General features: G+C 36.0%; 16 protein-coding genes. 11 read left to right on the top strand and 5 right to left on the bottom strand.

Going from position 1 to position 12,601, the window contains the following annotated elements:
* Nucleotides 1-168 precede the first annotated feature (168 nt).
* The 8 genes from L1611_RS07470 to L1611_RS07435 all read left to right on the top strand — a co-directional run bounded on the left by L1611_RS07470 (nucleotide 169) and on the right by L1611_RS07435 (nucleotide 6,477).
* Nucleotides 169-576, top strand: coding sequence for a hypothetical protein (locus L1611_RS07470; protein WP_236312464.1), 408 nt, complete (start codon nucleotides 169-171; stop codon nucleotides 574-576).
* Nucleotides 577-722: 146 nt separating this feature from the next.
* Entirely contained in the window at nucleotides 723-1,400 is a 678-nt protein-coding gene (locus tag L1611_RS07465; RefSeq protein WP_236312463.1) for a class I SAM-dependent methyltransferase, read from the top strand.
* Nucleotides 1,401-1,581: 181 nt separating this feature from the next.
* Nucleotides 1,582-2,031: an HIT family protein gene (locus L1611_RS07460; RefSeq protein ID WP_236312462.1), complete on the top strand. Its 450-nt coding sequence runs from the start codon at nucleotides 1,582-1,584 to the stop codon at nucleotides 2,029-2,031.
* The gene (locus tag L1611_RS07455; RefSeq protein ID WP_236312461.1) at nucleotides 2,028-2,834 is read left to right on the top strand and encodes a PP2C family serine/threonine-protein phosphatase; all 807 of its coding nucleotides are present in this window, start codon (nucleotides 2,028-2,030) and stop codon (nucleotides 2,832-2,834) included. Before L1611_RS07460 ends, L1611_RS07455 begins: the two co-directional genes overlap by 4 nt.
* 101 nt (nucleotides 2,835-2,935) lie before the next feature.
* Entirely contained in the window at nucleotides 2,936-3,517 is a 582-nt protein-coding gene (locus tag L1611_RS07450; protein ID WP_236312460.1) for a hypothetical protein, read from the top strand.
* Between the two features lie 709 nt (nucleotides 3,518-4,226).
* Nucleotides 4,227-5,003: an NIPSNAP family protein gene (locus L1611_RS07445; protein ID WP_236312459.1), complete on the top strand. Its 777-nt coding sequence runs from the start codon at nucleotides 4,227-4,229 to the stop codon at nucleotides 5,001-5,003.
* A 379-nt stretch (nucleotides 5,004-5,382) separates the two neighbouring features.
* Nucleotides 5,383-5,856 (top strand): SRPBCC family protein, encoded by a 474-nt coding sequence (locus tag L1611_RS07440; protein ID WP_236312458.1) that lies wholly within the window; start codon nucleotides 5,383-5,385, stop codon nucleotides 5,854-5,856.
* Nucleotides 5,857-6,042: 186 nt separating this feature from the next.
* Nucleotides 6,043-6,477, top strand: a complete 435-nt coding sequence (locus tag L1611_RS07435) for a hypothetical protein (protein WP_236312457.1) — start codon at nucleotides 6,043-6,045, stop codon at nucleotides 6,475-6,477.
* A 28-nt stretch (nucleotides 6,478-6,505) separates the two neighbouring features.
* Here the strand turns inward: L1611_RS07435 and L1611_RS07430 are convergent, their stop codons facing one another.
* Nucleotides 6,506-7,477 carry an aldo/keto reductase gene (locus tag L1611_RS07430; protein WP_236312456.1) on the bottom strand — a complete coding sequence of 324 codons (972 nt, stop codon included), beginning with the start codon at nucleotides 7,475-7,477 and terminating at the stop codon, nucleotides 6,506-6,508.
* A gap of 152 nt (nucleotides 7,478-7,629) precedes the next feature.
* Here L1611_RS07430 and L1611_RS07425 point away from each other — a divergent pair, with 152 nt between their 5' ends.
* The gene (locus L1611_RS07425; protein WP_236312455.1) at nucleotides 7,630-8,100 is read left to right on the top strand and encodes a MarR family winged helix-turn-helix transcriptional regulator; all 471 of its coding nucleotides are present in this window, start codon (nucleotides 7,630-7,632) and stop codon (nucleotides 8,098-8,100) included.
* Here L1611_RS07425 and L1611_RS07420 read toward each other — a convergent pair.
* From L1611_RS07420 to L1611_RS07405, 4 genes are all read right to left on the bottom strand, one after another.
* Nucleotides 8,019-8,489, bottom strand: a complete 471-nt coding sequence (locus tag L1611_RS07420; protein ID WP_236312454.1) for a hypothetical protein — start codon at nucleotides 8,487-8,489, stop codon at nucleotides 8,019-8,021. The genes L1611_RS07425 and L1611_RS07420 overlap by 82 nt on opposite strands.
* Before the next feature lie 279 nt (nucleotides 8,490-8,768).
* Nucleotides 8,769-9,815, bottom strand: coding sequence for a hypothetical protein (locus L1611_RS07415; RefSeq protein ID WP_236312453.1), 1,047 nt, complete (start codon nucleotides 9,813-9,815; stop codon nucleotides 8,769-8,771).
* The gene (locus L1611_RS07410; RefSeq protein WP_236312452.1) at nucleotides 9,812-10,528 is read right to left on the bottom strand and encodes a YaaC family protein; all 717 of its coding nucleotides are present in this window, start codon (nucleotides 10,526-10,528) and stop codon (nucleotides 9,812-9,814) included. The genes L1611_RS07415 and L1611_RS07410 overlap by 4 nt, the downstream gene beginning before the upstream one ends.
* Entirely contained in the window at nucleotides 10,476-10,898 is a 423-nt protein-coding gene (locus tag L1611_RS07405; RefSeq protein WP_236312451.1) for a YaaC family protein, read from the bottom strand. Before L1611_RS07405 ends, L1611_RS07410 begins: the two co-directional genes overlap by 53 nt.
* Nucleotides 10,899-11,276: 378 nt before the next feature.
* Between L1611_RS07405 and L1611_RS07400 the strand changes: the two genes are divergently transcribed.
* Together L1611_RS07400 and L1611_RS07395 are read left to right on the top strand one after the other, a co-directional pair.
* Entirely contained in the window at nucleotides 11,277-11,525 is a 249-nt protein-coding gene (locus tag L1611_RS07400; protein WP_322972534.1) for an FAD-binding protein, read from the top strand.
* A gap of 22 nt (nucleotides 11,526-11,547) precedes the next feature.
* Nucleotides 11,548-12,348, top strand: coding sequence for an SDR family NAD(P)-dependent oxidoreductase (locus tag L1611_RS07395; RefSeq protein WP_236312450.1), 801 nt, complete (start codon nucleotides 11,548-11,550; stop codon nucleotides 12,346-12,348).
* Nucleotides 12,349-12,601 lie beyond the last annotated feature (253 nt).

Below are 12,601 nucleotides of genomic sequence, written 5' to 3'. Positions count from 1 at the left end.
GGAGGTAGGAAGAAACAAGGGTATAACGTGAAGCATAAAATATAATCCATCTATTAAATTAATGGCTCTCTTTTAAAAAGGAGTGTGTTTGAAAATTAAAGGCTCGTAATGTATTAAGACATACCTGTTATACAAGGGATATACCTTCTTATTAAGGGGGTATTCCAATTGAAGAAGGGTTTACTTTTAAGTACATCTATCGTAATCGTCTGCATATTCGGATATATGCTTTATAATCAAGATAGCAATGCTGAGGAAATTTCTAATGTTGGTGGTAAGCTTGTTTCAGAAGAAATGATGGAGGATATGTCAGAAAGAAATCTTAAACTAGTTTCTTTCATTAATGAAACTTCGAATGATACGATTACAAAACCGATAAGTATTGAACTTAATATTAAGAATTTTCCTAAACAGCTACTCTATATTAAGGTATTGCCAGGTAAACCTGTAAACACCAAAGATATAGAGGATCATTATAGTGGGATCATTAAATCGGCTAGAAATAAGTCGATACTTAAGAAAAACGAGGAAGTTGAAATTATTATATTAAACGAAAAGGGAACAAAGATAAATTAGGAAGTTTTCTTTAACCCACAAACGGAGGCTTATCTGAGATAGGTAAGCTTCTTTTTTATGAAATAAATTTATTGAGTTAGATAAAGTATTTAGAAATAATTGGTACTAAGAAGAGGATAAAATCCTAACAGAATGAAGGTGTATATATGAAAAGTAATGAAAATCATAAGAGATCTAGCAGCGGCAAAGTTCAAGAATTTTATACAAAGAGGGCATTATCCTATGAATCTTTGTATGTTAAACGTCTTGGTTGGGGAAGAGAACTAGATACTTTCTTTGGCGATTCTGATTATTTACAGTCATCTTTAAAAGTTTTAGATGCGGGTTGTGGTACTGGTGTTATAACAAGGACACTCAATAAAGTTGCTCTTAAAAAAGGTTATGAAGGTATAGAATTCCATGCTTTTGACCTAACCCAGGGTATGTTAGATATTTTTCAAATGCATATTACTGAAGAGAAAGAAATAAAAAATGTAAAATTACAGCAGGCTGATGTTTTAAAAATTGATTCACTTCCAGAAAATTGGAACGATTATGATCTTATTATTTCATCAGCCTTATTAGAGTATATTCCTAAAGAACAGATTAGTAATGCTTTAATAAACTTAAAAAAATTACTTAAGAATGGAGGGAAAATGTTAATCTTTATAACAAGAAGAAACTTTATTACCAACATAACTGGAAAACTATGGTGGAAAACCAACCTTTTCGAAGATGATCAATTTCATAGGGAACTTCAAGATGTTGGATTTAATAAAATCCAACAAAGAAATCTACATTCTAAATGGTCAAAATATATAATGGTTTTTGAAGTTACAATGTAAACCTATTCATAGAAGAGGCTTTGTCTTATAGGGGCTTCTCCAAAATAGGGTAAGCTTCTTATTATGAAATTAATGATTGTTTTAGAATTAATAATTTGAAATAATTGGTACTAAGCAAGAGGGGAAATTAAATTTAGGAAAGGTTGCAACTGGTTGATTTAACTAAATAGGGGGGATTCTCTTGGAAACTTGCTTTATATGTGAAAAGCATCAGGGCACTATAAAAACTTCTGGTAGTACGATTTACAAAGACGATTATGTTTATGTTGGTCACATAGATCGAAAAGGAAAACCAAATTATTTAGGCCATATCATGATTGATTTAAAAAGGCATATTCCAACATTAGCTGAAATGAGTATAGAAGAAGCAAAAGCTTTTGGAATGATTATGTCCAGGGTCAGTAAAGCACTAAAAGAGTCAGAAGGTGCGGAACACGTGTATGCTCTCGTATCGGGTAACTCAGTTCCCCATCTTCATTTGCACCTAGTTGCTCGTTATCCGAATACACCTGAGGAATATTGGGGACCGATGGACGTTTATGACTGGGACAAAGCACCAATGGGAGAAGAGGAAGAGGTGGTCCAACTATGTAATCGCTTAAGATATCATTTGGAAAATCAAATAATATGAATGAAGAGTATACATGGATAGGGAGTCAAAAAACATATATCGATGAAATCCATATTAAGTTATTACTTAACAGTATTGTTGTAGGGCAATTTGGCGGAAATTCTTCTGCTGGCCAATACAAAAATGAAGATGGCTGCTTAGTATGGATGGATCCCCAATTGGATTGGGAGTTTGTTGTCCTTCTAGATGCTCATAATACTGCCCAGAGTGCGGAACTTGTTGTTTCGACCTTAAAAAATAACAAGGATTTTATTATCCAAATCCTAAGCCAGAAGGATAGTGATATATTCGATAATCTCCATCACTTCCTTCTAAACCTCTTCAAAAGTGAAGAGTTCAGAAAAGACTGTAGTAAAGTACAAGGGGAAACTGCATGTCTTATTATCTTTAGAAAAAACAACTTTCTTTGGTGGTTTTCAATCGGCGACTGTATCTTACACCTATTCCACTCAGAATTAGCCTCCCTTGGTGAATATCAACAGAATCACCGGAGCTTTTTTGAATGGATTGGTCGACAAAGCACTTTCAACAAAACAATCCCTTGTTATAGTGCAGGTACAAAAGAGTTGAGGAAAGGGGCCAACCAAATTTTCTTAACAACTGATGGTTTGGTAGAATGCCCAAATGCGAACTACTATAACCCTGAAGAAATATACAAGCTATTCGATGAATACAGTAACGAAATGGGTATAGAGTATTTGCTGAAAGATATTAAAGATAAAGGTGTAAGGGACAGTACAACGATTATTTCTTGGACTATTTTTAATGATAATGATGCCACTAGGCCTAGTGATATGAAATAATGTTTATTCCAAAAAGGAGCGATTGTTCCATAAGAGCGATCGTTCTTTTAACGGGCAGAAAAGATAAATAAGCTAAGGAGATGTTAAGGGGGTGGAATTAAATGAATTTAATATTCTTTATTTTATATGGATTTCTCACCTTTGGCATTTATATCACGGTAAAATTATTTAAAAATCAAAAACCGAATGGTAATAACAGGATAATGTTCCTCATTGCTTTGTTGATTAATGTTTTTAATTTTTATATTATTTATGATTTGTTGACCGTTTCCCCTCATAGAAGTTCTGGTAATGGCAACCCACATATTCCATATATTTTTATATCATCCATTCTGTTTCTTTCTTTTTGTTTCGTTCTTTCAAAGAGAATATTTTTCATCTTGTTAAAGAAGAATGGATTGGTGATATTGCTATTTGTATCAACTGCTTTATTCTTAGGCTATTTATCAAGTGTTCTACAATTAGATTTTATTTCAATGATTAGTGTTAAACTTTTCTATCCTATAAGTAATTGGTTAAATTGGTGGAAAGACATACATTTGAATTATCTGTATTTTAATCTTTATACCTTTTTCATTTGGATTAGTCTATCAGTTTTTATCGCTGGATTACTGGCTTTTATTAAGCAACGTAAGCGTAGCGGAAAATCTAAGCATAGAGGAATAAGCCACGAACAAGACTGAACCAAAACAACAGTCTCCAAGGTTGCTTGTATGGAACTTATCAGTTAAATCCTAAAAATGGGTAGAAGAGTTAAGTCATAAAAATTATTTAACAGAATACGGTATCACAACCATTGTTAAGTATTAATAAGTGTTTTTTTAACCAATCGGGAAACCTCAGTTCCCTAAAATGTAACAACATTGAAGTTTAACAGAGCCAAACAAAAAAAGAATATAAAGTACATACTATCTTCAACTCTTACCGGCAATAAGTATAAGCCCTTTTTCTCAAAAAATTAATGATTGAGTTAGAACTTGATAATTAGAAAATAATGGTATTAAACAAGAGGGCAGCATTCTTGTTATGAAGTAATATCCGATTTGAGAAAATAATAAGCCTCTTGGTATATCTTTGAGCTCAGCAAAAAGAACATAAATAACGGAGGCTCCCACTCGGTTCTGTACCTGTCCCCAGATTACAATTCTCATGCATATTTCTATTGAAATTATGGTTTTAAAGGTATAATATATAATTACATAATAGAACGTTTGTTCTGAAGGATGAGATTATAGGATAATACCTTTTAGAATAAGGAGGAACTAATATGAATCATGGGTAATGGTAGGGGAAACATGGCGGAAGCTGAATCTCCTAACTATAATTGCTATGGAACGATTTTTCACTTCTTAATAAAAATAAGAGTAAATTTCAATTCTTGGGAGGATAAAAATGGAAAGATCAAATCCGGAATTTTCGCCGAAAACACAATCTACTTTAGATACTTACAGCCCCGTAGTAGAACTAAGGCAATATACGCTATACCCTGGACAAAGGGACGTTTTGATTGAATTATTCGATAGAGAATTTTTGGAAAGCCAAGAAGATACAGGTATGAAGATTATTGGCCAGTTTAGAGATCTTGAAGATCCAAACCGTTTTGTTTGGCTTAGGGGATTTCCTGATATGCCAACACGAGCAGAAGCGCTGTCAGCTTTTTATTTCGGTCCTGTGTGGAAGGAACATCGTGAATTGGCAAACTCAACCATGGTCGACTCTTCGAATGCGCTGCTCCTACGACCAACACATTCCAATTCGGGTTTCTCACTCATAAATGAACGTCCCCCACATGGCACAATAAATGTTCCCAAGAGATTGGTTGTGGCCACAATTTATTATTTCGATGCTCCAGTAGGAGACGATTTTCTCAAATTTTTCGAAGACTCACTCAAACCTGAGTTGACGGATTCAGGTTCTACAATCTTGGCTTATTTTATGAATGAAACGAGTAAAAATAATTTCCCGCAGCTTCCCGTTCGAGAGGGTGAAAACCTGTTTATCTATTTCTCTAGTTTCACTGATGAAGAAGCATATGAAAAACATGTAACCACTCTGGCAAAATCCGAGCGATGGCAGGGAGAGATCAAAGAAGTATTGGAGAATTCCTTAAAAGGAACACCTGAGATAAAGATGCTTTCTCCTACATCGCGCTCGCAACTACGTGGTTAAAGATTGCTTGTATCTGCAATAAAAATACGGTTCTATTTTTTCTGAAACGATCTTCAATAAAAGGGGGACGCTAGGAAATCGTCCTTTTTAATGGAATGAAAGATTGATTTAAATTACAAATTTAGAAAAAAACGTTATAAAGCAATGGGGTAGTTTTATTGAATGAAATCGGCTTTTTCGATGTAATGATTGGGTTATTCAAGAGAGCAATCTAAAAGAAACCAAAGTATATTTTTTTGCTATGATTTTAAAAAAGAAGCTGATCAATGATGACTGTAAAACTTACCCCTTATTTAAATATGGGAAGGAACACAAGGGAAGGTACTTAGTGTTATAGGTTTCAACAAGTCAACGTCAAATTCATTTTGGAGGGATGGACATGAACCAAAACAACGCAACAAACAAAATCGGAACGCAAGTAGGTGAACGCGAGATTGTAATCACCCGCGTATTTGATGCTCCACGCGATCTTGTGTTTGATGCTTGGACGAAAGAGGAGCACCTGTCGAAGTGGTGGGGACCTCGAGGTTTTACGACGACTTTTCAGAAGTTTGATATGAAACCGGGCGGTACATGGCAGTTTATCATGCACAGTCCTGATGGCGTTGATCATCCCAACACCAATGTCTTTGTCGAGGTTGTTAAACCCGAGCGAATCGTCATCAAACATGCTGTGTTCCCCCATTTTCTGGCGACAGCAATCTTTGAGAATCTGGATGGGAAGACCAAACTCACTTATAGCACAGTTTTTGAAGAAAATGCCGCTGTATTTGATAAGGTGAAAACATATGCCGTTCCAGGTGCTGAACAGACCATGGATCGTCTTGAAGAACATCTGGCAAATATGTCTTAAAAGTAATAGGCCAGCCTCGTATTTATGCCCCGGAAACAGCTCGCCATCTAAAAAGGATTTATTTGATGAAGCTTATTTTTCATTACACAGGATATTGAAGTTTTGATTATTAATATTAGTTCACCTCTAATAAATGGTAAATATAATGTATGGTAACGTATAAAGCATTTAGAATGAGGTGGAAAGGTGTATTTTTTAAAACCTATTTCTGATGAGATTCGTTTATCTCAATTAATATTTAATAGACATAATAAAACGATGAAGCTTATTTTAGGCTCTATTTTTGCTTGTATTGCTGCTATTCTACAGGCTGCTGGTGGCTATTCACCAGGTATGGGATATTTTTTAAGTCCGCTTGCCACTGGTCGTTCTCGAACTGTGGATAATATAGAACTCGATTTTGACTTTTCAGAAGTTGATATTTCTAAGACATTTACACTTATCCACATACTGTTTCTTGAATCCGATCATTCAGAGGAAAATTCCTCTTCAAATCCTGATTCAAAAGACAAAATGCCACCTTATCTTCAAATTTTTTTGCCTCTATTTATGGTACGGTTCACCGCGCTGTCTGTAACGGCAAGTTTTAGGGCCCCCTTGCGGGATGGCCCTTTCTTTTGAGATCACATTTTTTATGTTTGTTATGCTTTTATACCAGTGGATGCGGTACATAAAGTTCTTCTAAGCTCGTGATTTCTTCAGGCGTCAATATAACCGACAACGCCGAAACCGCATCTTCGAGATGGCTGATCTTTGTCGATCCGATAATCGGTGCTGTGACCTCTTCTTTTTGCAACAACCACGCAAGTGCAATTTGTGCGCGTGGAAGGCCACGATTAGCGGCAACTTCCGCAACTCTTTCCGCAACTTTGCGATCAGCTTCCTCCGTTCTTGAAAACAACGCCTTTGCTACCTGGTCATTCTCGGATCGCAAGGTCTGTTCATTCCAATCTCGGGTTAACCGTCCTGCAGCCAAAGGCAAATACGGAGTGACGCCAACTCCCTGATCTTTGCAGAGGGGGAGCATTTCCCTTTCTTCTTCCCGATAGAGTAAGTTAAGTCGATTTTCCATGGAAACGAACCGCGTCCAGCCATTGCGCTCCGCGACGTGCTGAGCTTTCGAGAACTGCCATGCCAACATGGAGGATGCTCCGATATATCTTACCTTGCCCGCCTTGACTAAATCGTGAAGGGCCTCCATCGTCTCTTCAATCGGCGTACGATTATCCCAACGATGGATCTGGTACAAATCGACGTAGTCGGTTTCAAGTCGTCTTAGACTGTTATCAATTTCGGTCATGATGGCTTTACGGGAAAGTCCCATAGCATTCGGACCTTTGCGCATCGGAACGAATACCTTTGTGGCAATAACGACTTCGTCACGACGAGCGAAGTCCTTTAATGCACGTCCGACAATTTCTTCACTTGTTCCGTCGGAATACATATTGGCGGTGCTGAAAAAATTGATACCCAATTCAAGCGCCTTTTTAATAATCGGTCTGCTTTGCTCTTCATTCAGCGACCATGGAGCATTACCGCGCTCAGGTTCTCCGAAACTCATACCTCCAAGGCTTAGCTTCGAGACATCCAAACCAGTGCTTCCAAGTTTTACATAATCCATTTCATTACACACTCCTTAAGTATATTGGGAAGGCGACCTGCCCTGGTTGACGTATCAACCTAGGTATACTGTAGCATCTTGTGGTTGACACGTCAACCGTGTTATTATGTTCTTATGGATAAGATTGAATTAACCGAAGAGGAAATGCGAATATGGATAAGATCGAATTAACCGAAGAGGAAATCCGAATATGGAATATGTGGAAAGGTTCCTTTAAGAGAATCTTCGGTCGTGTTGTAAAAGACATGTCCGAACACACAGGACTATCAGAGGGTGATTTTGGAGTATTAGATCGGTTAGTCCAATTTGGGGACGGTAAGCTTCGCCAACAGGAATTAGCCGACTCGATGGGCTGGGATAAGAGCCGATTGTCACATCATCTAACGCGGATGGAAAAACGGGGACTTGTTCGGAGGAAACAATCAGATACAGATCGTGGTGTTCAAGTCATCATTACTTCCGCTGGAAAGTCAGGCCTGGATGAGGCCACTCCCATAGTCTCAAAAGCAATTCGCAAACATTTTCTAGATCAATTAGCCGATCAAGACATTGAGTCGATTACTAAGCTGGCGGAAAGAACAAAAACAAGTTCTTCACTGTCTAGTAAAGACTCGCCACCTTGATCGTACTCCAGGAGCCCCACCCGATCGTAGTCCATCCCGCAATCCGCATCCGGATTCGTCCCCTTGTAGATAGCCAGCTTCACCGGCTCGCCCGCGATCTGTCCGAAAGCGATCGAATTCGTAAGCTGCCACGTGTCGCTGACTTTTGTCTTGGCGAGCTCGGTCAGCTCGACCGGTTGAAATGGCAGCTGTACCGATTGAGGAAACGAATAGGCCTCCACCGTTGGAGACGGCTCCGCTGATTCCGTTGCGGCGGCAGCGGTTGCAACGGAGGTCGCCGGCTTGGGCGAATTCATGTGCGCGGGCAGCGCTTGAGGCTTTGCACGAGAAGCGCACGATGACAAAAGAATGGCCATTACCAGAATGGCGATGATACGAAATGGTTTCACAGGTTTCTCTCCCTAAGTCGACTATACCGATTAGACGGCAAGCGCCGGGAAAAGTTGAATGAAGGAACAGCCCATCTAATAATTGAATGATAGCATTCCTCTCCTTTGCCCGCCTCGATCAAGCATTTCCTTAGTGGCGATCTTGGCTATTGCACAGGCTCCTGCACGGTTCTCCCCAAATAACTTGCCGTTATTTATGATACGGTTCACCTTAGATATTTAAGAGGCAAAAATAAGCGCTGGAAGTTATATTCCAGTGCTTATTTACATAATACTCCACTATTTGTATTTATAATTTAAGGATTCAAGAATGCCTTGAAATGGGTTCAAGTCCTCATCAATAACTCTAAGTTTTAAATCTTCATGACTTCCAAACTCATTGTTAAAGCTGATAGTCGCACTTTCAATTTGACAGAGAATCGGAAAAGGATTGGTATCATAAGGGTCAATAACATGTACTAAGTCTCTTGGTTTTAGACTATATTCATACTGTGACTTTAATGAATATCCTTTTCCCCCAAGATGAGAAGAACTCTTAATACTAATTAAGTTATCTTCATTAAATACTGGCAATTTATCTTGTAGAAATGCTTGATAGATAAGTTGATTTAGAGTGTGTATTGATTCTCTAATACACATTAAAGAGAATATATATTTTACAGGTATTACAGCATTTCCTCTCTTTGCACCTCTAATAGCTTCTAACATATCATTAGGGTGAGTCATAACCCCTGCTTTATATAATCTATCTGTAAATACGTGATTAGCATTTTCAATTTTCTCATCACTAATTTTATTTAGTTCAGAGTATAAATCAACTGGAATTTTACCTATTTCTTGAAACCCTTTATGTCTTCTAAAAGAAGATTTTAACCTATCCAATTGTTCTTCAGTAAATAATGATGACTTAAAACTTCCATCTTTAGTTACAATATTTCCATACATACTATATGGATTTAATGTACTCCTGTGAATTAAATTACTAGGCAATAAATTGATTATTTTTTCGTCTATAAATATAAATTCTCTTTGTAATTTGGTTAATAAATCAAAATGTTCCTGTGATAGTTCTGGTACTAGCCGATTAAATTCTTTTTCAATCTCTTTTCTTTTACTATCAGCAATTAAATATCCATAGAACTGTATATTTGCTTTTTCTGCACTTTGGTTTCTTATTGTTTTACCCATTTCGTATTTATCTAGTTTTTCACCAATTTGAACTTCTTGGAATTTTTTTATTTCATTCATCATCACAGACACTTCTTCTCTTAGAGGGGATTTTATAACGGTTTTACATAATTCATAAGCGACCTTTAAGATACTCATTGATATTTCATCCCCTTTCCGTAAAGCAAATATTCCAATTGTTCTTTAACGATCTTGTCAATATCCTCACTCAAAGTAGTAAATCTCAAATCAGTAATTCCATCTGTTTCATTGATAAAGTGTATATTATTATTCTCAATAAAATTTAAAACTAAATTAGGTATATGTCGAATTGAAACGGATAAAAACTTCTCAACCAATAGTTTCTCTCCAGTTATATCTTTTTGAATAAAGGGATTCCATATACTCGGGTTGTATCGTGATAAAAAACCCAAACCAAATAATCCGGTGTACATTGCTATTAATAGAGATAAATTAACTTTCTTACCTTGTTTTTCAAAAGATAATTTTAGGAATTTCCTCCCATATAGAGAGTATACTCCTATATCCCTATGTTTGATTTTTCTATTAAGAAATACTCTGTCTTTTTGAAATTCTGGTCTTAGATAATTCTCTCTAAATTCATTAATTTTTTCTAATAGATTAGGATTTTGTTCAAGATGTGGACACTCATCGTAGTTTATTCTTTCAACTGTTCTATTTCTTAGTTTAACAATTTCAATAGGGATTACATTTGAGTTTGTTGAATAGCAATTTTCAAAGTCATTTCTTAAATCTGGAATAATACTGAATAGTTCTTTTAATTCCCACTTCATTCCGTTAGGAAAAAAAATTACTTGAATAAATTTTATTAAATTTTGAAAAACCACCATATTCAGTATCCTTTATTGTAATAAATGATTTACCTATTCCTTCCTTTAAGTCTGTAGGAGGAATCATAGTCATACCATGGCCTTTTATATCAATTTTTGCACCTAATTTTAGACTTGCAGATCCAGCTAATAGATTAGTGACACCATAATAAATCAATAAAGGCGTTATATATAATGATGAATGCTTTGCTGATTCAAAGTAAGCATGAGACTGCATAATCGAACCTGCAATAAATTCAATCAATTCTTCATTGTGAATGTGTTGCATTTTATCAAAATATTTTTTTATATTAGAAGGATATCCATACCTCAACAGTAATTTCCATTGCTCTTCCTCTGGATTTTCAGTAACAATATACGTTTTTTCCACTTTTAGCTCATCTCCGAATTTCAATTAATTATGAATCATTTTCATTTTAATCTTTCGACTTCCCCAAAAGGTATAATTATAAATAGTATAATTATACCTTTTATAATTATTTATTGTATTAATCAAAAAGAGCTAATAAATACTACTTGTACTTATAGCTCAATATTCTTGAATTTATTATTTTAGTAAGAATTAATGGTTAGAATAACCTACAGTGATTCAATTGCCTACTTTATTTCAAAGACTTTAACCTCTTTATTTCAATAGTAATTTCTTTTCTTTGGTTTACCATCACTTGTGGTACGGTTCACCTTGCTAAATGTAAAACCAATAATTATTTATTCCACAAAATGGCCCTATTGTTGAAGATCTGCCCGAATCCATTTTGAGAAGGCACCGTTTTATGCATGTAAAATCTACCCTGGTGATTTAGGAACTAAAGGTGGTATTGTAGCGAACGCGTACGGTCAGGCACTCCGGGATAATCAACCAATCGAAGGACTATATGCAACTGGCAATTGTTCTGTATCTGTTATGGGACGTGTTTACCCTGGACCCGGCACTACATTAGGACCAACAACTGTATTTGGTTATATTGCAGCAAATCATATAAAAGAAAATTTATAACAAAATGTAGGAGGCAGTAATAATGAAAGTTTTAAACAAAGTAATAGTCGTTACAGGTGGCGGTAATGGAATTGGACGTGAACTAGTTCTTACCCTTCTTTCAAAAGGAGCAAGTGTAGCTGCAGTTGATGTTAATAAAGAAGCTTTGGGGGAAACCGCCAATTTATCAGGAGATAAAAGAGAGAAACTTTCCACACATATCGTGAATTTAACGGAACAATCAGCTGTAGAGGCACTTCCCGAGCAAGTGATTTCTCAGCATGGTGCAGTAGATGGCATTATTAATAATGCCGGTATTATTCAACCTTTTGTAAATATTCAGGACCTTGATTATGAAAAAATAAGATTAGTTATGGATGTTAATTTTTATGGAACTCTTTATATGGCCAAAGCCTTTCTTCCATATCTATTAAAAAGACCAGAAGCTCATATCACGAACATTTCCAGTATGGGAGGTTTTCTTCCGGTACCGGGACAATCGATATATGGTGCATCAAAGGCTGCTGTAAAACTTATGACAGAGGGCTTACATTCAGAGCTAAAAGACACAAATGTAAAGGTGACAGTTGTTTTCCCTGGTGGAGTCAATACCAATATTACGAAAAATTCTGGTGCAGAAATGGCTAGGAAGAAAGAAGCCAGCCAGGACCAGGTTAACAAATTATTAACACCAAAAGAAGCATCAGAAATAATTGTTAAGGGTATGGAAAATGACCAATTTAGGGTTTTAGCAGGAAAAGATTCAAAAATAATGGATTTATTCTATCGATTTAATCCTAAGCGGGCTGCTGATTTGATTGCTAAGAAGTTAAAAGTTATGTAAAAAAAGTAACAGGCTTTTTCAGAAAATGAACGATTCTGAGAAAGCCTTCCTATGTATTTTTACTTTAACTCTTTACAATCAATCTTATCCTTTTCTATTGAATAGTATGAGTCAAATATGAAAAGACGACCACTTTGAACGTAATCGCCTCTTAAGTGTTTATTATATTACCAGTATTATTTACCAGTATATTTGTACTACTCAGCAAAAGATCTTGTTATAAATGACAGTCCTTGTTCAAAAATAGATCCCC

It is taken from the genome of Pseudalkalibacillus salsuginis, assembly GCF_021646685.1.
Classification (GTDB): Bacteria; Bacillota; Bacilli; order Bacillales; family Fictibacillaceae; genus Pseudalkalibacillus; species Pseudalkalibacillus salsuginis.
Note: the sequence above shows the minus strand (reverse complement) of the source record. Positions and strands in the feature narration are given on the sequence as shown.